The organism is Brevundimonas vesicularis NBRC 12165, from assembly GCF_001592205.1.
GTDB lineage: Bacteria > Pseudomonadota > Alphaproteobacteria > Caulobacterales > Caulobacteraceae > Brevundimonas > Brevundimonas vesicularis.
Window position 1 is genome coordinate 1 of the sequence record NZ_BCWM01000021.1, and the last position, 21,870, is coordinate 21,870.

General features: G+C 67.2%; 22 protein-coding genes and 1 tRNA gene. 14 read left to right on the forward strand and 9 right to left on the reverse strand.

Annotated elements, in window-relative coordinates; genetic code table 11:
• Window positions 1–334: 334 nt before the first annotated feature.
• Both BVE01S_RS14460 and BVE01S_RS14465 read left to right on the forward strand, forming a co-directional pair.
• A complete protein-coding gene (locus tag BVE01S_RS14460; protein WP_066629030.1) occupies window positions 335–1,162 on the forward strand; it encodes a TerC family protein in 828 nt (275 codons plus the stop codon).
• 8 nt (window positions 1,163–1,170) lie between these two features.
• Complete coding sequence (locus BVE01S_RS14465) at window positions 1,171–1,941, forward strand: glutaminyl-peptide cyclotransferase (RefSeq protein WP_306301767.1); 771 nt, start codon at window positions 1,171–1,173, stop codon at window positions 1,939–1,941.
• 68 nt (window positions 1,942–2,009) lie between these two features.
• On the opposite strand, the gene katG is transcribed toward BVE01S_RS14465, so the two are convergent.
• Window positions 2,010–4,280: a catalase/peroxidase HPI gene (gene katG / locus BVE01S_RS14470; RefSeq protein WP_066629046.1), complete on the reverse strand. Its 2,271-nt coding sequence runs from the start codon at window positions 4,278–4,280 to the stop codon at window positions 2,010–2,012.
• A gap of 143 nt (window positions 4,281–4,423) precedes the next feature.
• On the opposite strand from katG, the gene BVE01S_RS14475 reads away from it, so the two are divergent.
• The 3 genes from BVE01S_RS14475 to BVE01S_RS14485 all read left to right on the forward strand — a co-directional run bounded on the left by BVE01S_RS14475 (window position 4,424) and on the right by BVE01S_RS14485 (window position 7,114).
• Complete coding sequence (locus BVE01S_RS14475; RefSeq protein ID WP_066553170.1) at window positions 4,424–5,323, forward strand: hydrogen peroxide-inducible genes activator; 900 nt, start codon at window positions 4,424–4,426, stop codon at window positions 5,321–5,323.
• A 72-nt stretch (window positions 5,324–5,395) separates the two neighbouring features.
• Window positions 5,396–5,647, forward strand: a complete 252-nt coding sequence (locus BVE01S_RS14480; protein WP_055807296.1) for a hypothetical protein — start codon at window positions 5,396–5,398, stop codon at window positions 5,645–5,647.
• A gap of 93 nt (window positions 5,648–5,740) precedes the next feature.
• Window positions 5,741–7,114, forward strand: a complete 1,374-nt coding sequence (locus tag BVE01S_RS14485; RefSeq protein ID WP_066629049.1) for an NAD-dependent succinate-semialdehyde dehydrogenase — start codon at window positions 5,741–5,743, stop codon at window positions 7,112–7,114.
• A gap of 75 nt (window positions 7,115–7,189) precedes the next feature.
• On the opposite strand, the gene acnA is transcribed toward BVE01S_RS14485, so the two are convergent.
• Complete coding sequence (gene acnA, locus BVE01S_RS14490; protein WP_066629060.1) at window positions 7,190–9,916, reverse strand: aconitate hydratase AcnA; 2,727 nt, start codon at window positions 9,914–9,916, stop codon at window positions 7,190–7,192.
• Window positions 9,917–10,124: 208 nt separating this feature from the next.
• Here acnA and ccmA point away from each other — a divergent pair, with 208 nt between their 5' ends.
• Genes ccmA through BVE01S_RS14520 form a run of 6 tightly spaced genes read left to right on the forward strand, consistent with a single transcriptional unit; the run spans window position 10,125 to window position 13,318 of the window.
• Window positions 10,125–10,748, forward strand: a complete 624-nt coding sequence (gene ccmA / locus BVE01S_RS14495) for a heme ABC exporter ATP-binding protein CcmA (RefSeq protein ID WP_066629062.1) — start codon at window positions 10,125–10,127, stop codon at window positions 10,746–10,748.
• Window positions 10,745–11,455 (forward strand): heme exporter protein CcmB, encoded by a 711-nt coding sequence (gene ccmB, locus BVE01S_RS14500; protein WP_084375429.1) that lies wholly within the window; start codon window positions 10,745–10,747, stop codon window positions 11,453–11,455. The genes ccmA and ccmB overlap by 4 nt, the downstream gene beginning before the upstream one ends.
• Before the next feature lie 39 nt (window positions 11,456–11,494).
• Window positions 11,495–12,214 (forward strand): heme ABC transporter permease, encoded by a 720-nt coding sequence (locus BVE01S_RS14505; protein WP_066629064.1) that lies wholly within the window; start codon window positions 11,495–11,497, stop codon window positions 12,212–12,214.
• A 4-nt stretch (window positions 12,215–12,218) separates the two neighbouring features.
• Complete coding sequence (gene ccmD / locus BVE01S_RS14510) at window positions 12,219–12,452, forward strand: heme exporter protein CcmD (protein WP_066629067.1); 234 nt, start codon at window positions 12,219–12,221, stop codon at window positions 12,450–12,452.
• Window positions 12,449–13,009 (forward strand): DsbE family thiol:disulfide interchange protein, encoded by a 561-nt coding sequence (locus BVE01S_RS14515; RefSeq protein WP_066629069.1) that lies wholly within the window; start codon window positions 12,449–12,451, stop codon window positions 13,007–13,009. Before ccmD ends, BVE01S_RS14515 begins: the two co-directional genes overlap by 4 nt.
• 45 nt (window positions 13,010–13,054) lie before the next feature.
• Complete coding sequence (locus tag BVE01S_RS14520; RefSeq protein WP_066629073.1) at window positions 13,055–13,318, forward strand: hypothetical protein; 264 nt, start codon at window positions 13,055–13,057, stop codon at window positions 13,316–13,318.
• Here BVE01S_RS14520 and BVE01S_RS14525 read toward each other — a convergent pair whose 3' ends face one another.
• From BVE01S_RS14525 to BVE01S_RS14535, 3 genes are all read right to left on the reverse strand, one after another.
• Window positions 13,319–14,074, reverse strand: a complete 756-nt coding sequence (locus BVE01S_RS14525) for a M48 family metallopeptidase (protein WP_066629140.1) — start codon at window positions 14,072–14,074, stop codon at window positions 13,319–13,321.
• A gap of 68 nt (window positions 14,075–14,142) precedes the next feature.
• Entirely contained in the window at window positions 14,143–15,681 is a 1,539-nt protein-coding gene (locus tag BVE01S_RS14530) for a cryptochrome/photolyase family protein (protein ID WP_066629075.1), read from the reverse strand.
• 12 nt (window positions 15,682–15,693) lie between these two features.
• Window positions 15,694–16,050: a thiol-disulfide oxidoreductase DCC family protein gene (locus BVE01S_RS14535; RefSeq protein ID WP_066629078.1), complete on the reverse strand. Its 357-nt coding sequence runs from the start codon at window positions 16,048–16,050 to the stop codon at window positions 15,694–15,696.
• 95 nt (window positions 16,051–16,145) lie between these two features.
• On the opposite strand from BVE01S_RS14535, the gene BVE01S_RS14540 reads away from it, so the two are divergent.
• The gene (locus tag BVE01S_RS14540; RefSeq protein WP_066629081.1) at window positions 16,146–16,610 is read left to right on the forward strand and encodes a DUF3429 domain-containing protein; all 465 of its coding nucleotides are present in this window, start codon (window positions 16,146–16,148) and stop codon (window positions 16,608–16,610) included.
• A gap of 73 nt (window positions 16,611–16,683) precedes the next feature.
• On the opposite strand, the gene BVE01S_RS14545 is transcribed toward BVE01S_RS14540, so the two are convergent.
• Together BVE01S_RS14545 and BVE01S_RS14550 are read right to left on the reverse strand one after the other, a co-directional pair.
• A tRNA-Gly gene (locus BVE01S_RS14545) sits at window positions 16,684–16,758 on the reverse strand.
• 118 nt (window positions 16,759–16,876) lie between these two features.
• On the reverse strand, window positions 16,877–17,659 hold the full coding sequence (locus BVE01S_RS14550) for an SDR family NAD(P)-dependent oxidoreductase (RefSeq protein WP_066553203.1): 783 nt from the start codon (window positions 17,657–17,659) through the stop codon (window positions 16,877–16,879).
• A 55-nt stretch (window positions 17,660–17,714) separates the two neighbouring features.
• On the opposite strand from BVE01S_RS14550, the gene BVE01S_RS14555 reads away from it, so the two are divergent.
• Window positions 17,715–18,113 (forward strand): YkvA family protein, encoded by a 399-nt coding sequence (locus BVE01S_RS14555; RefSeq protein WP_045809996.1) that lies wholly within the window; start codon window positions 17,715–17,717, stop codon window positions 18,111–18,113.
• A 1-nt stretch (window position 18,114) separates the two neighbouring features.
• Here the strand turns inward: BVE01S_RS14555 and BVE01S_RS14560 are convergent, their stop codons facing one another.
• Window positions 18,115–19,116 carry an NADPH:quinone oxidoreductase family protein gene (locus BVE01S_RS14560; protein WP_066629084.1) on the reverse strand — a complete coding sequence of 334 codons (1,002 nt, stop codon included), beginning with the start codon at window positions 19,114–19,116 and terminating at the stop codon, window positions 18,115–18,117.
• 99 nt (window positions 19,117–19,215) lie between these two features.
• Between BVE01S_RS14560 and BVE01S_RS14565 the strand changes: the two genes are divergently transcribed.
• Window positions 19,216–20,085, forward strand: coding sequence for an isoaspartyl peptidase/L-asparaginase family protein (locus BVE01S_RS14565; RefSeq protein ID WP_066629087.1), 870 nt, complete (start codon window positions 19,216–19,218; stop codon window positions 20,083–20,085).
• On the opposite strand, the gene BVE01S_RS14570 is transcribed toward BVE01S_RS14565, so the two are convergent.
• Window positions 20,082–21,803 (reverse strand): ATP-binding protein, encoded by a 1,722-nt coding sequence (locus BVE01S_RS14570; RefSeq protein ID WP_066629089.1) that lies wholly within the window; start codon window positions 21,801–21,803, stop codon window positions 20,082–20,084. The genes BVE01S_RS14565 and BVE01S_RS14570 overlap by 4 nt on opposite strands.
• Window positions 21,804–21,870: the final 67 nt, after the last annotated feature.

Genomic DNA, 21,870 nt, shown 5'->3' on the forward strand with positions numbered 1-21,870 from the left:
TCGCAGGGACCGCCGACCCGTCGCAGGCTTATGGGGTTAGGCGATAAGACCGCCACCGCTCGGCGCCCCGAGCTTGCAGGCCAACTTTCCGCGCGGAGCGTCATACCCTTCGTCGAAACGGTACTTCACATCACAGAACTCCGGGCGAAGGCCCGGCGCTCCGCCCAGCCCTCCACCAACTTCGCTGCGATTGCGCGAAGGCGCCGTCGCGTGTCCAGTCGCCTCCCCGACAGACAGGGGGGTGCGACCATGACGCCGCACCCCATCGCTTGATCGGAACCCGCGTCGGCCCTAGCGCTTTCCGCTCAAGCTTTATCCTCCACCAGGAAACCCCATGCTCGACAGCATAACCCCCCTGCTCTCCGATCCGGCCGCCTGGGCTGCATTGGTGACCCTCATCGTGATGGAGGTCGTGCTTGGCATCGACAACCTGATCTTCATCTCGATCCTGTCGAACAAACTGCCCGAGCATCAGCGGCAGAAGGTGCGGCGCATCGGTATCGGCTTGGCGCTGGTCATGCGTCTGGCCTTGCTGTCGATCATCGCCTGGCTCGTCGGTCTGGTGCAGCCGGTCTTCACCGTCATGGGCAATGAATTCTCTTGGAAGGACCTGATCCTGATCGCGGGCGGTCTGTTCCTGGTCTGGAAGGCGACCAAGGAAATCCACCACACAGTCGATCCCACGCCCAGCCACGATGTCATGGACAAGAAGGACGTGGTCATCGCCAACGCCGGCGCGGCCATCTTCCAGATCATCCTGTTGGACATCGTCTTCTCGATCGACTCGATCCTGACCGCCGTCGGCATGACCGAGCACCTGCCGATCATGGTCGTCGCCGTCCTGGTCGCCGTGACCGTCATGCTTCTGGCCGCCGACCCCCTGGCCAACTTCATCAACAAGAACCCCAGCGTCGTCATGCTGGCGCTCGGCTTCCTCCTGATGATCGGCATGGTGTTGATCGCCGACGGCTTCGGCTATCATGTGCCCAAGGGCTACATCTATGCGGCCATGGCCTTCTCGGCCGGTGTTGAGGCGTTGAACATGCTGGGTCGTAAATCCGCATCCAAGAAGGAAAAGGCCGAACTGGCCCGCAGCGAGGCGAACGCCGCCGAGGCCCGTGCCCAAAAGGCTGAGGCCGAAGCCGCCGCCGAGCGGGGCTGAGGCTCATAATGCGCCTGTCGTCCCGGCTCGCCGGCCTTGTCGCCGGTCTGTTGCTGACGACAGGCGTCGCCCTGCCGGTCAGGGCCGAAGTGCCGGTCCAGTCCTACGAGGTCGTCCGGGCCTATCCCCACGACACAGGGGCCTTCACAGAAGGCCTTTTCTTCCACGACGGCGGCCTTTACGAGAGCACGGGCCTGTATCCGTCCTTCATCCGCAAAGTCGATCTGGAGACCGGGCGCGTGGAGCGTCAGCGCGACCTGCCGACCATCTATTTCGGCGAGGGCATGACCACGCTGAACGGCAAGCTGTACAGCCTGACCTGGCGCAACCACATCGGCTTCATCTGGAAGCTGGACGACTTCTCGCCGCTGGGCGGCTTTTCCTATCCGGGCGAGGGCTGGGCGCTGACCACCGACGGCCGCCGCTTGATCATGAGCGACGGCACCGACCAGCTGCGCTTTCTGGACCCCGAAACCTTGGCCGAGACCGGCCGCGTCTCCGTCACCGCCGACGGCCGGCCGCTGGATCAGATCAACGAACTGGAATGGATCGACGGCGAGGTCTTCGCCAATATCTGGCAGGACAACCGCATCGCGCGCATCGATCCCGAGACCGGCGTGGTCAAGACCTTCATCGACCTGACCGCCCTGGTCCCCAATGGCGCGAACCTCGACCCCAACGACGACGTCCTGAACGGCATCGCCTGGGACGCGGCGGGCAAACGCCTGTTTGTCACCGGCAAACGCTGGCCGCAGCTGTTCGAGATCAAGCTGCGCTGATCCGCACGAAGAAAAGGCCGGACGCTGCGAGGCGCCCGACCCTCTTCTTTTTCAGCCTCTGCTCCAGCTCAGCCGTGCAGGTCGAACCGGTCGAGCTCCATGACCTTGGTCCAGGCCGCCACGAAGTCCGAGACGAACTTCCCTTCGGCGTCGGCCCCGGCATAAACCTCGGCCAGCGCGCGCAGCACGGCGTTGGAGCCGAACACCAGATCGACACGCGTGCCGGTCCACTTGGCTTCGCCCGTCTTGCGATCGCGACCTTCGAAGACGTCCTTGGCGTCCGAGGTCGCCGCCCACTTCACGTCCATGTCCAGCAGGTTGACGAAGACATCGTTGGACAGCACGCCCGGCCGCTCGGTCAGCACGCCGTGCGTCGCCCCGCCCGTATTGATGTTGATGGCCCGAAGGCCGCCGATCAGAACCGTCATCTCCGGCGCCGTCAGCGTCAGCCGCTGCGCCTGATCGATCAGCAGCGACTCGGCCGGCACGGCATAGCGGGCCTTCTGGAAGTTGCGGAAGCCATCGGCGACCGGCTCCAGATAGCCAAAGGATTCGACATCCGTGTCCGCCTGGCTGGCGTCCGTCCGGCCGGGCGTGAACGGCACGCTGGCGTCGTGGCCCGCCGCCTTGGCCGCCTGCTCGACGCCGGCATTGCCGGCCAGCACGATCAGGTCGGCCAAAGAGAGCTTCTTGCCGCCCGTCTGCGCCTGATTGAACTCGGTCTGGATGCGCTCCAGCGTCTTCAGCACCCGGTCCAGCTGTTCGGGCTGATTGACGGCCCAATCCTTCTGCGGCGCCAGGCGGATGCGGGCGCCGTTCGCCCCGCCCCGCTTGTCCCCGCCCCGGAAGGTCGAGGCCGAGGCCCAGGCCGTGCCCACCAGTTCGGCGGCGCTCAGGCCTAAGTCCAGCACCTTGGCCTTCAGAGCCGCCGCGTCCGTCGCGTCGATCAGCGGATGATCCACCTCCGGCACCGGATCCTGCCACAACAGGACTTCGCTCGGAACTTCCGGTCCCACGTAGCGCGAACGCGGCCCCAGATCGCGGTGCGTCAGCTTGAACCAGGCCCGCGCAAAGGCGTCGGCGAACGCTTCCGGATCATTCAGGAACCGGCGCGAGATCTTCTCGTATTCCGGGTCGAACCGCATCGACAGGTCGGTCGTCAGCATCGTCGGCCGCTTCTTCTTGGCCGGATCGTGGGCGTCGGGGATGATCTCGCCCGCGTCCTTGGCCACCCACTGATGCGCGCCCGCCGGGGACTTCTCCAGCTCCCATTCGAAGCCGAACAGGTTTTCGAAATAGAAGTTGCTCCACTGGGCCGGCGTCTGGGTCCAGGTGACTTCCAGGCCGCTGGTGATAGCGTCGGCGCCGTGCCCCGTGCCGAAGCTGGAGGTCCAGCCCAAGCCTTGCGCCTCCAGGCCGTCGCCTTCCGGCTCTGCGCCGACGTGGTCGGCAGGGCCCGCGCCGTGCGTCTTGCCGAAGGTGTGGCCGCCCGCGATCAGGGCGACCGTCTCCTCGTCGTTCATCGCCATCCGGGCGAAGGTGTCGCGGATGTCGCGCGCCGCCGCGATCGGATCGGGATTGCCGTCCGGCCCCTCCGGATTGACGTAGATCAGGCCCATCTGAACGGCGGCCAGGGGGTTTTCCAGATCGCGCGTATGCTCGTCGCCGTCCGCGTCGTCATCGCTGACCAGCACGGCCTCGTCGCCGGGCTTCACCACACCGTCCGAGCCGTGGGCATAGCGTTCGTCGCCGCCCAGCCAGGTCGTTTCGCGACCCCAATAGACGTCCTGATCCGGCTCCCAGGTATCGGCGCGGCCGCCCGAGAAGCCGAAGGTGCGGAAACCCATCGTCTCCAGCGCGACGTTTCCGGTCAGGATCATCAGATCTGCCCAGGAGATGGCCTGGCCGTACTTTTGTTTGATCGGCCACAACAGGCGGCGTGACTTGTCGATGTTGACGTTGTCGGGCCAGGAATTCAGCGGCGCGAACCGCTGCTGGCCCCGCCCGCCGCCGCCGCGACCATCGCCGACGCGATAGGTTCCGGCGCTGTGCCAGGCCATGCGGATGAACTGCGGGCCATAATGGCCGAAGTCCGCCGGCCACCAATCCTTGGAGTCCGTCATCAGCGCGCGCAGATCCGCCTTCAGCGCCTCATAGTCCAGCTTGGAAAAGGCCTCGCGGTAGTCGAATGACGCGCCCAGCGGATCGGACTTGGTCGAATGCTGGTTCAGCAGATCGACACGCAGCTGGTTGGGCCACCAATCGCGGTTCTGAACGCCGCCGCCAGCGACCGACTTGGGCGTCCGGCCGGAAAAGGGGCATTTGGCTTCGTCGGTCATGGTGTTTCTCCCTGCTGCTGACGCACGACGGCGAGCGATTTTTGCATCGCCCTGTAGATGATGGGGTCATACGACACGGGTCAAACGGATAAAGCCAATCGATTATCCTTGGCGTCAGCATAGGACGGGCCTATTTCGCTTCCATGCTCCCCACCCTGCGTCAGCTCCAGTATCTCAAGCTCCTCGCCGAACACGGCAGCTTCTCGCGCGCCGCCGAGGCCGCCCACGTCAGCCAACCCGCCCTCAGCGCCGGTGTGCAGGAGCTTGAGCGCATCCTGGGCGCGCCGGTGGTCGAACGCGCGCGAGGCGCCGTGATCATGACCGCCGTTGGAGCCGAGGCCGTTCGCCGCGCCGAGGACGTCTTGGCCCGCACCGAGGATCTGGTCGAGGCGGCCAAGAACGCCGGGCGTCTGTTGTCCGGCCGATTCCGCCTAGGCGTCATCCCCACCGTCGCTCCCTTCCTGCTGCCGGCCAAGCTCCCGTCGGTGAAGGCCGCCTATCCCAGCCTGAAGCTGTTTATCCGCGAGGATCTGACGCCTCGGCTGATCGCGGCGCTGAAGGCAGGTCAGATCGACGCGGCGGTCATCGCCCTGCCCTATGACGCGCCGGGCATCGCCCACGCCCGCATCGGCGATGACGAAATCATGGCCGCCGCCCCCGCCGACCATGCCTTGGCCGCGCCCGGCCCCATCCGTCCCGGCTCGCTGCGGGCCGAGGATCTGATCCTGCTGGAGGACGGCCATTGCCTGCGCGACCACGCTCTGGCGGCGCTGGACATCGAGGCCCCGCGCGGCGACGACGTCTTTGCGGCCACCAGCCTGCACACCCTGGTTCAGATGGTCGGCTCGGGCCTCGGCGTCTCCTTCCTGCCGAAGATGGCGGTGCAGGCCGGTCTGGCCGACAACCCCTCCGTCGCCATTCGCGCCTTCGAAAACCAGGCCGACGGCGCCCCGCCCCATCGCGAGATCGTCGTCGCCTGGCGCGCCGGCTCCAGCCGCGCCGCCGAGGCCAGGCTGCTGGCCGAGGCCCTGAAGCTAGAGTGAAGCTGGAGCGAAAACGGACTGAGGCTCGATTGATCGATTGACCTGAGCGCCGAACAGGCCGCTTGGAAACGGATGGCAACCGAAACCGTCTATATCGTCCAGGCCTACGTCCAGGGCCGGGGCAAGGCCCTGCGCGCAGAACCCCAGGTCGGCTGCAAAGACGCCGAAGAGGCGCGTCGCAAGGCCGAACGGCTGGCGCCGTTGCGTCTGGGCGTCGTCGCCTTCGCCGTCTCGGCCGACACCGAAATGGGCGACTACGACGAAGAGCCCACCATCCTCTTCAAGTCCGGCCAACTGCCGCCGCCGTTCAGCGATCCGGACTGACGACCAAGCAACCCGCCCCGACAGGTCGCGTTTGCTTTCCTGACAACGGATCGGCGCCGCCCCGGGCGTCCGACCGAAACTTCAGGACGCCCCATGGCCTATCGCACCCTCAATCCCTTCACCGAACAACTGGTCGAGGACTATCCGGAACACACCGACGACGCCGTCGAGGCCGCCCTGGCCAAGGCCGACGGCCTGTTCCATTCGGATTGGTCCAAGGGCGACATCCAGCCGCGCCTCGCCGTGCTGAAATCCCTGTCGGGCCTGCTGACCGAAAACCGCGACGACCTGGCCCGCACCATGGCCGAGGAGATGGGCAAGCCCCTGGCTCAAGGGCAGGGCGAGATCGATCTGTGCGCCGGCATCGCCGCCTACTATGCCGAGAAGGCCGCCGATTTCCTCAAGCCCGAAAAGATCGACAGCGAACTGGGCGAAGCCTGGGTCGAGTTTCACCCGATCGGCGTGCTGCTGGCGGTCGAGCCGTGGAACTTCCCGATCTATCAGCTGATCCGCGTGGTGGCTCCCGCCATCGCGGTCGGCAATCCCGTGCTCTATAAGCACGCGGGCATCGTGCCGCGCTGCGCCGCCCGGTTCGCCGAACTGGTGCGTGAGGCCGGGGCGCCCGAGGGCTTCGTCGCCAACCTCTACATCTCCTCGGACAAGGTCGCCGAACTGATCGGCGACGACCGCATCCAGGGCGTGGCCCTGACCGGGTCGGAAGGCGCCGGCGCCAAGGTCTCGGCCCGCGCCTCGGAAATGCTGAAGAAGTCCACGCTGGAACTGGGCGGCAGCGACGTCTTCGTGGTGCTGGACGACGCCGACATCGAAAAGGCGGTAGCGGCCGGGGTCGAAGGCCGCCTGTCCAACGCCGGCCAGGTCTGCACCGGCTCCAAACGCTTCATCGTCCAGAAGTCGGTCTCCGACGCCTTCATCACCGGCTTTGTCGAGGGCATGAAGAGCGCCGTCATGGGCGACCCGCTGGACGAGGCTACGGTGCTGGGTCCGCTGTCGTCCGAGGATGCGCTGAAGACCCTGACCAAACAGGTGGAAGAGGCGATCCAGCACGGCGCCAAGGCGCTGACCGGCGGCAAGCCCGCCGACCGCACCGGCTTCTTCTACGAGCCGACCGTCCTGACGGACGTCGCGCGCAATAACCCGGCCTTCTATCAGGAGTTCTTCGGTCCGGTGGCCCAGGTCTTCGTGGTCGAGGACGACGATGCGGTCGTGGCCCTGGCCAACGATTCCCACTTCGGCCTGGGCGGCTCGATCTTCTCGGGCGACACGGACCGCGCCCGCAAACTGGCCTCTCGGATCGAGACCGGCATGGTCTTCATCAACACCACCACGACCTCCATGCCCGAACTGCCGTTCGGCGGCGTCAAACGCTCGGGCTTCGGCCGTGAGCTGGGCGATGTGGGCATCAAGGAGTTCGTAAACCGCAAGCTGGTGGTCGTCAGCGCCGACTGACCACCACCCCTCGCCAAAGCAAAAGGGCCGGCGGATCGCTCCGCCGGCCCTTTCCTCATCTCGGCGAACCGCGACCTATTCGGCGGCGATCGGCGCTTCGGTTTCCGGGCCGCGCGCTAGGTTGCGCAGCACATAGGGCATGACGCCGCCGGCCAGCAGATAGTCCAGCTCGGTCTGGTTATCGATGCGGCAACGGACCGGGAAGCGGGCCATCTTGCCGTCCGACGGACGGAACAGCTCGACCCACAGGTCCTGGCGAGGCTTCAGCTTGCCGATGTTGGCGTCCGACAGGCCGCGGATCGTGACGATCTCTTCGCCCGTCAGACCCAGCTTCAGCCAGCCGTCCTGCTTGAACTGCAGCGGCACAACGCCCATGCCGACCAGGTTGGAGCGGTGGATGCGCTCAAAGCTTTCGGCGATGACGGCGCGAACGCCCAGCAGACGCGTGCCCTTGGCCGCCCAGTCGCGCGACGAGCCGGTGCCGTATTCCTTGCCGGCGAAGACGACCAGCGGGCGTCCTTCCGACTGATACCGCATGGCCGCGTCATAGATCGACATGGTGTCGCCCGACGGGAAGTGCTTGGTCACGCCGCCTTCGATCTCGGGCGTGATGCGGTTCTTGATGCGGATGTTGGCGAAGGTGCCGCGCATCATGACTTCGTGGTTGCCGCGACGGGCGCCGTAGCTGTTGAACTCGGCCGCCTCGACGCCGTGGTTGGTCAGATAGACGCCGGCGGGCGAGGTCTTCTTGATCGAACCGGCCGGGCTGATGTGGTCGGTGGTGATCGAGTCGCCGAAGATGGCCAGAACGCGGGCCTCGACCACGTCCTGAACCGGGGTCAGGTCCATCGACAGGCCGTCGAAATAGGGCGGGTTGGCGACGTAGGTCGAGCTGTCGTCCCACTCATAGGTCTGACCGCCGGTGACCTTGATGGCCTGCCAGTGCTTGTCGCCCTTGAACACGTCCTTGTAGCGTTTGGCGAACATGGCCGGGGTGACGGACTTGCGCTGGATGTCGGCGATTTCCTGCGTGGTCGGCCAGACGTCCTTCAGGAAGACTTCGTTGCCCTTCTTGTCCTGACCGATCGGATCCTTGGTGATGTCGATGCGCATCGAGCCGGCGATGGCGTAGGCCACGACCAGCGGCGGCGAGGCCAGATAGTTGGCTTGGACGTCGGGGTTCACGCGACCTTCGAAGTTGCGGTTGCCGGACAGGACCGAGGTGGCGACCAGGGCGTTGTCGTTGATCGCCTTGGAGATGGCCGGGTCCAGCGGACCCGAGTTGCCGATGCAGGTGGTGCAGCCATAGCCGACCAGGTTGAAGCCCAGGGCGTCCAGATCCTTCTGCAGGCCGGCGTCGGTCAGATAGTCGGTCACGACCTGCGAGCCGGGGGCCAGCGAGGTCTTGACCCAGGGCTTGGCCTTCAGGCCCAGCGCATTGGCCTTGCGCGCCACCAGACCGGCGGCGATCAGGACCGACGGGTTGGAGGTGTTGGTGCAGGAGGTGATGGCCGCGATGACCACGTCGCCGTCGCCGACGGTGAACTTCTGGCCATCCACCGAGACACGCTCGGCGTCGGACGGACGGGCGAAGACGTCGGTCAGGGCGGTTTCGAAGGCCGGAGCGGCGGTGGTCAGTTCGACGCGGTCCTGCGGACGCTTCGGACCCGCCAGCGAGGGTACGACGGTCGAGATGTCCAGTTCCAGCACATCAGTGAAGACCGGGTCTTCCGAATTCTCGTCGATCCACAGGCCCTGGGCCTTGGCGTAGGCTTCGACCAGGGCGACGCGCGCCTTGTCGCGGCCCGTGGCGGTCAGATAGCCGATGGTCGCGGCCGAGACGGGGAAGAAGCCGCAGGTGGCGCCGTATTCCGGAGCCATGTTGGCGATGGTCGCCTGATCCTCGATGGTCATGTTCGGCAGGGCGTCGCCGAAGAATTCGACGAACTTGCCGACCACGCCCTTCTTGCGCAGCATCTGGGTGACGGTCAGCACCAGGTCGGTCGCCGTCGTGCCTTCGGGCATCGAACCCGTCAGCTTGAAGCCGATGACCTCGGGGATCAGCATCGGGATCGGCTGGCCCAGCATGGCCGCCTCGGCCTCGATGCCGCCGACACCCCAGCCCAGGACGGCCAGGCCGTTGATCATGGTGGTGTGGCTGTCCGTGCCGACGACGGTGTCGGGATAGGCGACGGTCTTCTTGCCTTCATCCAGGGTCCAGACGGTCTGGGCCAGGTTCTCCAGGTTCACCTGGTGGCAGATGCCGGTGCCGGGCGGCACGACGCGGAAGTTGTTGAAGGCCGACGAACCCCAGCGCAGGAAGTTGTAGCGTTCGATGTTGCGCTCGTATTCGCGCTCGACGTTCTGGCCGAAGGCTTTCGACGTGCCGAAGTTGTCGACCATGACCGAGTGGTCGATGACCAGATCGACCGGCACAAGCGGGTTGATCTTGGCGGCGTCGGCGCCCAGGGCGCTCATGGCGTCGCGCATGGCGGCCAGATCGACCACGGCGGGCACGCCGGTGAAGTCCTGCATCAGAACGCGGGCCGGCCGGAAGGCGATCTCGTGCTCGACCGAGCCCTTGTTCTCAACCCAGGCGGCGACGGCCTTCAGGTCGTCTTCGGTGACGGAAACGCCATCCTCGTTGCGCAGCAGGTTCTCCAGCAGCACCTTCATCGAGCGCGGCAGGCGGGAAATCCCGGTCAGACCGGCTTCCTCGGCGGCGGGAAGGCTGTAATAGGCGTATTTCTTCCGCCCGACGGAAAGGTCCTGGCGGGTCTTGAAGCTGTCGATCGACGGCATGGAGAGTTCCTCTGGTCAGCGCCGCCCGACAATCCGGTTGCGCCTTCGCGCGGCAGACGCAGCGGCTCACAGGGCCCCTGCGCGCGCGGCGAAAGCCTGCTGCGGCGACCGTGCCTATAGCCCCGCCACGCCGCACCGTCCATGTGTCCACACCCCTGACGTGGACATTGAGAAGGGTTCGCAGATTTGGCGCGGCGGGTGAAGCGCGATGATCCACACCCTCACCCTCTCCGGCTTGACCGTCTCGCGCGGCGAGCGGCGACTGTTCGACGGTCTCGACCTGACCCTGCGCGCCGGCGAGGTGCTGGCCCTGACGGGCGCAAACGGGGCGGGCAAGACCAGCCTGCTGCGCGCGATCGCCGGCCTGTTGCGGCCAGACGCCGGGACGGTCGCCTTCCAGGACGGCGACGGCAATAAGCTGGACGAGCGGCAGGCGCGTGGACCTGAAACCCACTTTCTCGGTCATCTGGACGGGCTGAAGGGCGGCCGCACCGCGCGCGAAGAGCTGGGGTTTCAGTGCGATTGGTTGGGCCACACCCAGTACGGCGTCTACCACGCCGTCGAGGCCTTCGGCTTGAAGCCACTTCTGGACTTGGAGGTCCGGCGTCTGTCAGCCGGTCAGCGTCGTCGTCTGGCCATGGGCCGGCTGGTCGGATCGCCGCGCGCCCTGTGGCTGCTGGACGAGCCGATGGCGCCGCTGGACACGCGTTGGCGCGAAGCCTTCGCCGAGCAGATGCAGCGTCATCTGGACGCCGACGGCCTGATCGTCGCCGCCGTCCACGACCCCCTGCCGCTGCCGACCCGCTCTCTCGATCTGGGGGGGCTGAAGTGAGCCGCCACGATGTCGATCAGGAACCCCGTCCGCCCGGCCTGCGCGGCGCGACGCGCGTTCTGCTGGAGCGCGAGCTGGATCTGGCCTGGGGCGGGGGCGGCGGCCCCTTGCTGGCATGCGGCTTCTTCGCCTGTCTGACCGCCATACTGCCGCTGGCGGCCGGCGGCGATCCGCGCACGCTCGGCCCGGTCGCGGGCGGCGTCGCCTGGCTGGCCCTGGCCCTGGCGTCCCTGCTGTCGCTGGAGCGGCTGTTCGAGCGCGACATGGAGGACGGCGGCCTGGACCTGCTGGCTCTCGGCCATCTGGCGCTGGAGCAGGTCGTCTTGATCAAGGCCCTGGCGCAGTGGATCGCCGTTGGTCTGCCGCTCGCCCTGACCGCCCCCGTCGCAGCCCTGGCGCTTGGCCTGCCCGCGTCGCTGACGCCCCTGGTCGCACTGACCGCCCTGATCGGCGGCGCCGGCTTCGCCTTCACCGGGGCGCTCGGCGCCGCCCTTGCGCTGGGCGCAAAGCGTGGCGGACTGCTGATCGCCGTCGTCGTCCTGCCGCTCTTTATTCCCCCCGTCGTCTTCGGCGCCGGCGCCCTGGAGCGCGCCGGATCGGGCCAGCCGGTCGGCCCGGCGCTGGCCTTGCTCTGCGCCTACGTCCTGTTCGCCGCCATCGTCGCGCCCTTCGCCGGGGCCGCCGCCGTTCGCAACGCGCAAGGGTGAGCTTGCCCGCCGTCCATTCGTTGCGTAAGCGCTGAACCGATGTTCGGCCTGTCCAATCCGCAGCGCTTCATGGCCTTCACCGGCCCGTTGACGCCCGTTCTGTGGGGGCTCGCCGCCGTGCTGCTGGGCGTCGGCGCCTGGCTCAGCTTCACCGTTCCGGCCGATTATCAGCAGGGCGACACGGTGCGGATCATGTTTGTCCATGTCCCCGCCGCCACCCTGGGCCTGGGCGCCTATGCGGCGCTGGGCGTGTCCAGTTTCTTTACGCTGGTCTTCCGCCACGCCCTGGCCGACGCCGCCGCCCGCGCCGCCGCCCTGCCCGGCGCGGCCTTCACGGCTTTGGCCCTGTTCACCGGCTCGCTGTGGGGCCAGCCGATGTGGGGGACCTGGTGGGTGTGGGACGCGCGCCTGACCAGCGTGCTGGTGCTGTTTCTCTTCTACCTCGGCTATATGGCGCTGAGAGCCTCGATCGACGACGAGCAGAAGGCCGGGCGCGCCGCCGCCGTCCTGGGTTTGGTCGGCCTCATCAATCTGCCGATCGTGAAATTCTCGGTCGATTGGTGGAACACCCTGCATCAGCCCGCCAGCTTCCTGACCCCCGGATCGTCGGGGCTGGACCCCGTCTATCTGCCGCCCTTTCTGACCATGCTTGCGGCCTATGGGGTGCTGTTCGCGGCCCTGTGGCTGACGGCCATCCGCACCGAGATCCGCCGCCGCCGCGTCATGACCCTGCGCGGCCGTCTGGCTCAGGAGGCCTGACGCCATGCTCGACCTCGACATGACCCCTTACGCCGCTTTCGTCTGGCCCGCCTGGGGCGTCAGCGCCCTGGTGCTGATCGTCCTGACCATCCGCGCCGTCGTCGCCTCCCGCAAATGGAAGCGCGAACTGGCCCGACTTGAGGCAGACCAAGGCACACACCCACAAGCAGCGGACACCAACCGCCCTCAAGCAGCGCGAAGCGCGATAGGGCCAAAAGAAACGGGGGTTCGCCCGTGAACCGCTGGCTGGCCCTGATCCCGCTGGCGGTCCTCGCGGCTCTGGCGGCTATGTTCGTCGGCTGGTCGCTGAAGCGCGACCCGGCGTTCAAGCCCGACGCCCTGGTCGGTCAGACGATCCCCGAGACGGTCCTGCCCCTGCTGTCAGGCGACCAGGCGGGACCGGGCAATCTGGACCTGAAGACCGCCGGCGTCGGCCGGCCCATGCTGGTCAATGTGTTCGCCTCCTGGTGCGCGCCTTGCCGGATCGAACACCCCAAGCTGCTGGCGCTGAAGGCGCGCGGCGTCGCCGTGGTCGGCATCGCCTACAAGGACGAGCCGGTCGCCACTCGCGCCTTCCTCGACGAACTGGGCGATCCCTATTCGATGGTGCTGGTGGACCGCGAGGGTCGTGCGGGCCTCGACCTCGGCATTTCCGGCGTGCCCGAGACCTTCGCCGTCGACGCCATGGGGCGCATCACCGGCAAACAGTCCGGCCCCCTGCTGAACGACGCTGACATCGACCGACTGGTCGCCTCCATGCAGGCCCCGCCTCGTCCCGCACCGACCAAGCGGTGAGGCCGCGTTAACCCTTTTTCGAGGGTTTCCGTTAACCATGTCGGCATGAGCGCGATTCGTCCCGGCCTGCCGCTGAACACGCCCGCCCCGGGCCTTGATCTGCCGAGCGCCCGCAGCGCTCAGGCGGCCTTCTTCCGCGCTGCAATGGAGCAGACTGCGGCGCCCAAGCCGCCCGTCCCGTCCGCCGCCGTCATGTCCACCATCCGCACCGCCAACCCGGCCCGGCCGGTGGAGGCGCCCTCCGCCCCGGCCCAGCGTGAGGAGCCGCGGATCATGCGCCCCGGCTCCTACCTCGACATCCGGGTCTGATCAGTTCCAGCCGCGGCTGGCGATATACTGCTGCAACGCCTCGATCCGGGTCGCATCCGACGGGTGGGTCGAAGCGAACTGAGGCGTCTGGGTCTGACGTTGCGCCGCCATCAGCCGCCACAGCGCGACCGCCTGCGACGGCTTGAACCCGGCGCCGGCCATATAGTCCACGCCCAGACGGTCGGCCTCCAGCTCGTCGCGCCGTGAATAGGGCAGCAGCAGCCCGTACTGGGCGGCCAAACCCCCATAGGCGTTGACCGCATCGCCATAGCGACCCGCCGCCCCGCCGACAGCCGCCAGACCGACGCTGGTCACCGTCTGGTTCGAGGCGCGCTCGGCCGCATGGTTGGCGACGACGTGCCCGATTTCGTGACCGATCACGCTGGCCAGCTGGTCGTCATTCTGGACCAGGGCCAACAGGCTGGTCGTCACGCCGATCTGGCCGGACGGCAGGACGAAGGCGTTGGGGCTGGCCTCCGTGAACACCGCATAGTCCCAGGTCCGACCGCCCAGACCCGCCGCCTGAACCAGACGGTCGCCGACGCGCCGGATCCGGTCGACTTGGGCTCCGGTCGTCATCACGCCTGGCTTGGCGATAGCCTCGCGCCAGGCCGCCGTCGACTGCTGCGACAGGGCGGCGTTGTCCACCAACAGCAACTGATTGCGGCCCAGGGCTTCGTTATAGGCGCAGGCGGACACGGCCGAGGCCGCAACGGCGGCGGCCAGGACAAGGGCGGAACGGCGGGGCAGGATCACGGGGGCGACCTCTTCGAGCAGGACGAAACAGCAAGGCAAATGGTCGCGCTGCGCCTGGGGTTCCACCGTCACTCGATCGGCGTCGCGCCCAGCAGGGTCCGGCACGCCTCCGCCTCGGCCGCCAGGGCCTTGCGCTTGGCTTCCCCGAACTTCTCCAGCGTGCGGTAGGGCATGGCCAGCCGCACATTGTCCCGCAGCCGGCCGCAATTGCGCTCCAGAAAGCCCCAATACAGCCGGTTGAACGGACAGGCCGCATCGCCGCTCTTGCTCTTCACGTCATAGCGACACGCCCCGCAATAGTCGCTCATCCGGTCGATATAGGCCCCCGAGGCCGCATAGGGCTTGGACCCCACGATGCCGCCATCGGCGAACAGGACCATGCCGCGCGTATTGGGCATCTCGACCCATTCATAGGCGTCGGCATAGACGCACATGTACCAGTCATCGACCTGATCGGGATGCACGCCCAGCAGCAAGGCCAGATTGCCCGTCACCATCAGCCGCTGGATATGGTGGGCGTAGGCGTTGTCGCGCGTGGTCTCCACCACGTCGGCGACACAGGCCATGTCGGTCTCACCGGACCAGTAGAACCAGGGCAGCTTGCGGTCCGCATCCAGAAAGTTGCGCGCCCGATACTCCGGCGCCTTCAGCCAGTAGATGCCGCGCACGAACTCGCGCCATCCCAGGATTTGCCGGATGAAGCCTTCGACCGCATTCAGCGGCGCCTTGCCCGCCCGATAGACCGCCTCGGCGCGCTTGCAGACGTCTAGCGGGTCCAGCAGGCCCAGGTTGATCGACGTCGAGATCAGCCCATGCCACATCCACGGCTGACCCTCCGCCATCGCGTCCTGCCAGTCCCCGAACGACGGCAGGACGTCCTTCAGGAAATGCTTCAGCGAGGCTTCCGCCTCCTGCGCCGTCGTGGCCCAGCCGAACCCGTCCAGCGATCCGAAATGGTCGCCGAACAGCCGCTCGACATCCGCCATCGTCTCGCGCGCCACGGGGTTGGGCGGGATGCGCAGGCGATCGGGCGGCGTCACGCCCTTGGCCAGCTTCTTGCGGTTCTCGGCGTCATAGTTCCAGCGCCCGCCCTCCGGCTGATCGCCGTCCATCAGTATGCCCGTCGCGCGGCGCATCTCGCGATAGAAGAACTCCATGCGCAGCTGCGACTTGCCCGAGGCCCAGCGACGAAAACGGTCGTGGCTGCTGATGAAGCGGCGATCCTCGCGAATCTCGACCGGCAGCTCCGCCCCTTCCGCAAAGGCGGCCAGATGCTCGGCCAGCCGCCACTCGCCGCATTCGGTCATCACCACCGCCTCATGGGCGCCGTTGTCCAGCGCCCGGGCCAGTTCCCCGGTGATCGAACCGCTGTTGTCCGCATCGTCGATCCGCACATAGCGCACGTTGACGCCCCGGTCCTTCAACCGCTCGGCGTGACTGCGCATGGCGGCGAAGACCAGGGCCAGCTTCTGCTTGTGATGCCGAACATAGGTCGCCTCGTCGCGAACCTCGGCCATCAGAACCGTATCGACGTCCGGGTTCAGATCTCTCAGCGCCGACAGGTCGTCCGACAGCTGATCGCCCAGCACCAGCCTAAGCACGGACATGCGTTATTCCCATCACCGGGCCCATTTGCGAGCGAGAGACTGAAGTCGAGGACGCAGGCGCAGAAACACCCGGTACCCTCCCTCCAACGCCGCAAGGACCCAGGGGATGCGTGCGGCCAGGCCCAGCGGTCGCAACAGCGGGATGGCCCGCCACATCGCCGCAAACGCCGCCGCACCCGACAGCAGCCTTCCGTTTTCCGTCGCGTGGAATCGCGCCAGCAGCGTCTCGCGATCCAGCGGGCAACTCGTTTGACCATCCGACACATCGACGAAGCGGATCGCGTCGCGTCGATCCAGCCGGCGCATCAGGGCGATCTCGCGTCGGCACAGGGGACAGCCGCCATCGTACCAGACAAGCAAGGGGGTCATGACGGTCGAAGGCTCTCGGCGACGGCGAACGGGCTCGCCATCCTATACGGGCGTCCTCTACAGTCTGGATCGCAACCCGCCTCGACAGGTGTCCGATGACGATTGAACCCACCGGCCGACATCGCTTGCCGCCGCTCGCCCGCATACTGGGTTTCGCCGGCCTGCTGCCCCAGGCGGCGGCGGTTGTCGTCCTCATTGCAGGCGATGCTGACCAGCAGACCGCCGCCCTCGGCCTGGCCTACGCCTACGCCGCCCTGATCTTCAGCTTCCTGGGCGGCGTCTGGTGGGGACTGGCGGCCGCGACGGGCCTGAAGGCGCCCAAATGGGTCTGGATCGCGTCTGTGGTGCCCTCGCTTCTCGCGCTGGCGACCAGCGTCGTTTGGGCGGCGGGTTCCGACCCGGCCGCGTCTCTGATTTTGCTGGGCGTCTTCATCGCCGCCAGCGTCCTGGTCGATCTGAAGCTGAAGGCGGCCGGTCTGACGCCCGAGGGCTGGCTGGCGCTGCGGGCGCCGCTGTCGATCGGTCTGGGCGTGCTGACGCTCGTCGCCGGACTGATCTGAAAACATCTCAGGCAGCGGGCAAAAAATCGGGGCCTGCCGCAACCGACAGGCCCCTGATTTTATTCGTCTCGACTGGAGCGGGCGAAGAGATTCGAACTCTCGACCCCAACCTTGGCAAGGTTGTGCTCTACCACTGAGCTACGCCCGCACTCCGTAGGAGCTAGGTGCGCTCCCCGTCGAGGAGGGGGCGTATAGCGGAGGGTTGATCGGTCCTGCAAGAGAGAATTTGCAAAAAGCGATCAAGTCCCGCTCGCGCCCCCCGCGCCTCAGCGCGGCGCCAAACGAATGGCGCCGTCCAGACGGATGCATTCGCCGTTGATGTAGACGTTTCTAGCCAGCTCCAGCACCAGCGACGCATAGTCGGCCGGCGTGCCCAGACGGCTGGGGAAGGGGATGGCGGCGGCCAGGGCGTCCTGGATCTTCTGGTCCATCCCAGCCATCATCGGCGTCCACATGATGCCGGGCAGGATGGTGTTGCAGCGCACCCCTTCCTGAGCCAGATCGCGCGCGATCGGCAGGGTCATGGCATAGACGCCGCCCTTGGACGCCGAATAGGCCGCCTGGCCGATCTGGCCGTCCTGCGCCGCTACCGAGGCTGTGTTGACGATCAGGCCGCGCTCGCCGTCCGCCATCGGCTCCAGCGTCACCATGCCCGCCGCCGACTGCGACAAAACGCGGAAGGTGCCGAACAGATTGACCCGCACGGTGCGCTCGAACTGAGCCATGTCGTGGGCCTTGATCTCGCCGGTGTCCTTCTTGCGCGAGACGGTCTTCTGGCCCGTGGCGATGCCGGCGCAGTTGACGGTCAGACGTTCCTGGCCATGGGCGGCGCGGGCCTTTTCGAAGGCGGCGGCGACCGAGGCGTCGTCGGTCACGTCCACCTGGCAGAAGACGCCGCCGATTTCGGCCGCGACGGCCTCGCCCTTTTCGGCATTCAGATCGAACAGGGCGACCTTCGCCCCCGTCGCCGCGATGGCGCGCGCGGTGCCTTCGCCCAGGCCCGAGGCGCCGCCGGTGACCACTGCGGCGATGGTGTTGTCGAGTTTCATCCTGATCGTTCCTATATTGTCGTGAACCTGAGTTTCGTTTGAGGATTTAGCGGCCATGACCGCCAAAGCCAAACCCGCCGATCCGTCGGATGTCCTGGACCCGAAAAAGGCGCTCGTGCCGTCGGTGGTGAAGATCAACGAGGCCCGCGTGACCAAGGGCTTCTGGCCCAAGATTCAGCGCACGGCCGCCCGCATCCCCTTTGCGGACCAGGCCCTGGCCGCCTGGTACGCCGCGCGCGATCCGCAGACGCCGATGGCGGCCAAGGGCATGATCTTCGCGGGCCTGGCCTATTTCGTCATGCCGGTGGACGCCATTCCCGACATCTTCGCGGGCATCGGCTATACCGACGACGCGGCCGTCATCACCGCCCTGCTGGCCCTGGTCGGCGCCAACATCAAACGCCGCCACCGCGACCAGGCCGAGGACGCGGTGCAGCGGCTGAAGGCGAAATAACTCAGCTCTCGACCGTTACCACGATCTTGCCAAGAGCCTGACGGTCGCCCAGGGCCTTGATGGCCTCTCCGGACTTTTCCAGTGGGAAGGTCTTCGACACGCGCGGCCTGATCTTGCCGTCCGCGTACATCTGCATCAGTTCGACCATGTTGGCGGCGTGGGCCTTGGGATCGCGCATCACCGCCGCGCCCCAGAAGACGCCGATCACCGACACCGACTTCAGCAGCGTCAGGTTCAGCGGCAGGGACGGAATGCCCGCCGGGAAGCCGACCACCAGATAGCGCCCGTTCCAGTCCATGGCCCTCAGCGCCGGATCGGCGTAGTCGCCGCCGACCGCGTCATAGACCACGTCCGCCCCGTCGCGCCCGGTCGCGAGCTTGAACTCACCCGACAACGCCTTCTGCGCCGCCTTGTCCATCGGTCCCGACGGATAGATCAGGCCATTGTCGGCGCCCAGTTCAAGCGCGAACTCGACCTTGTCGTTGGTCGAGGCGGCGGCGACCACCTTGGCCCCCATAGCCTTGCCCAGTTCGACGGCGGCGGCGCCGACGCCCCCGGCCGCACCCAGCACCAAGAGGGTTTCGCCCGCCTTCAGCTGCGCCCGGTCCTTCAGGGCATAGTAGCTGGTGCCATAGGTCATGATCAGGGCCGCCGCTTCTTCGAAGCTCATGGCGTCGGGGATGGGGATGACCGTCTCGGCCCGCACCGCCAGCCGCTCGACCAGCCCGCCCCAGCCCGGCACGGCGATGACCCGGTCGCCCTTGCGCACGCCCTTGACGCCCTCGCCCACCGCCTCGACCACGCCGGCCACTTCGGCGCCCGGCGAGAAGGGCCGCTCGGGCCGGAACTGGTATTTGTCCTCGATGATCAGGGTGTCGGGATAGTTGATCCCCACCGCCTTGACCTCGATGATCACCTCGCCCGTCTTAGGCGTCGGGTCGAGCACGTCCTCCACGACCAGGGTTTCGGGGCCACCAGGCGTCTTGGACAGAACAGCGCGCATCTTTCCTCCTTGGCCGACATGGCGCGGCCTTCATCGCGACGCTAAAGAGCGCCACGCCCGTTTGAAAGAGGCGATGAAGACAAGGCTCAGGAAGACGACATGACCGCCCTCATCCTCCACGGCGGCGCCGGCGCCCGGCGCGAACGCAACTACGACGCCGAGGTCGTGCATATGCGCCAGGTGGTCGAGGCCATGAAGGTTCGGCTGGAGGCGGGCGACAGCGCCCTGGACGTGGCCACCGCCGCCGTCGTCATGCTGGAGGATTCCGGTCTTTACGTCGCGGGCAAGGGCGCCTCGCCCAATCTTGCCGGCGCCTATGAGCTGGACGCCAGCATCATGGACGGATCGACGAAACGCGCCGGCGCCGTCGCCGCACTTCAGGGCTTCCGCAATCCCGTCATCGCCGCGCGCGCAGTGATGGAGAAGACGCCGCATATCATGCTGGCGGGCGAAGGCGCTGGCCTGTTCGCCCACGACCAGGGGCTGGAGCCCATCGCTGACGAGGCCGCCTGGTTCACCGGCGCGGGCAAGGGCGAGGACAACCATCCACCCGGCACGCTCAGCCACGGCACTGTCGGCGCCTGCGTGCTGGACAGCCAGGGCCGTCTCGCCGCCGCCACCTCGACCGCCGGCGTGTTCGGCAAGATGCCGGGCCGGGTCGGCGACACGCCGATCCCCGCCGCCGGAACCTGGGCCGACGCCCACGCCGCAACCTCCTGCACCGGCCAGGGGGAATATTTCATCCGCGTCGCCGCCTCCGCCCAAGTCGCCTGGCGCGTCGCCGCCGGCCAGTCGCTGGCCGAGGCGACCCAAGCCGTCATCGACGAGATCGGTCAGATGGGCGGCGACGGCGGCATGATCGCCCTGGACGCCGCCGGAAACATCGCCGCCCCCTTCAACAGCCAGGGCATGAAGCACGCCTGGCTGACGCCCGCCGGCGAGATCGGCGTCCAGGTCTTCCGCGGCTAGGTCTTTGCGGACATCACGTCGGAAATGGCGGTCAGCAGAACCTTTAGATCGACAGGCTTGCTGACCACCGCATCCATGCCCGCCGCCAGATAGCTCTCGACCTGCTCCACCATCGCATTGGCCGTCAGGGCGATGATCGGCGTGCGGACCAGCCCCTGGTCGGCCTCGCCTTGCCGGATCGTCCGTGTCGCCGTCGGACCGTCCATGTTCGGCATCTGCACATCCATCAGGATCAGATCCCAGTCGCGCGTTTGCGTCGCTTCGACCGCCTGAAGACCGTCGTCGACGATCTCGACCTCGATCCCGACCTGGCCCAGAAGGCCGCGGATCACCTGCTGATTGACCGGGTGATCCTCGGCGACCAGCACCCGCAGCGCCCTCTCCGGCTCGGCGTCCGGCGCATCTTCGCTGGCCTTCACAGGTTGCGCCGGCGTCAGCGGCAGCGTGACGACGAAGGTCGCCCCTTCGCCCGCCTCGCTCTCCACCTCGATCCGGCCGCCCATCAGCTCCACCAGGGTCGCCACGATCGAAAGGCCCAGCCCGGCCCCGTCGCGCCGGTCGACGGCCGCCGCCTCGATCTGGGCGAAGCGCGTGAAGAGCTGCCCGATCTGGTCCGCCGGTATGCCCCGCCCCGTGTCCGACACGCGGAACACCGCCCCGGCGTCCGTCAACGCGACATTCAACGCCACCTGCCCCTGTGTCGTGAACTTGATGGCGTTGGACAGCAGGTTGAACAGGATCTGGCGCAGCCGGACCGGATCGGCGCTGACCCAGCCCAGGCCCGGCGACACGACGTGGAAGGCCAGGTCCTTGCTTTCGGCCAAGGGCCGCAGAGTCTCTGTGACCTCGTGGACCAGGGCGTCCGCATCGATGGGCTGCGGCACGATCTCCAGCCGCCCCTCCTCGATCCGCGACAGGTCCAGGATCTGGTTGATCAGGTCCAGCAGGGTGTGGGCCGAACGGTCCAGGATCTCCAGTCGCGCCTTCTGCCGATCCTCCAGCGCGTCGCCCGCCATGATCTGCGCCATGCCGATGACGCCGTTCAGAGGGGTGCGGATCTCATGGCTCATATTGGCCAGGAAACGGGACTTGGCGGCATTGGCCTCGTCCGCCTCCTGACGCGCGCATCGGGCGGCGTCGCGGTCCAGCACGGCCGCCTCATGCGCCGCCTGCACGTCCATCAGCAACGCCTTGTTGCGCTGGTCCGCCGCGAACAGATCGCACCACAGGGCGTGGGTCGCGCGCGAGATGATGAACAGGATCGTCGCCAACATGACGAAGGCCGCCGCCACCGCCAGGCCGTGCGGCCCGATTAGCGAGGGATAGATCACGACCAGCACGGTCGCGCAGATCGGCGCCGCCGCCAGCGCCAGCAGCCGAGGCGCCGCGCTGAACTGAACGAAAGCCACACCGATTGACCAGACCTGGATCAGCACCACCACCAGCATCACATCGGCGCGGGGGTTCATCAGCCAGGCGATCAGCGGCCCGGACACCCCCAGGGCGAACCGAATCGCCACGATGGCCATCAGCAGCGGGGGCCAGCCCGCGGCGGGCGCGTCGGTCTTCTGGTATCGCTTGACGCGCCCCTGGGCCCAAGCGTCGAACGCCATGCCGACCAGGGCGAACCCCAGCCCCACCCACGGCTGCCCGAGAGCCGCCAGGATCAGCCCGGCGGCCGCCCAACTGCCGTAAAGTACGGCGGGCGGAGTAACCATATTTTGCAGGACGAAGGCCCAGACCGCGATTTTTTCGTCGGAGACAGAAGTCGCTTTCGCTCGTCTC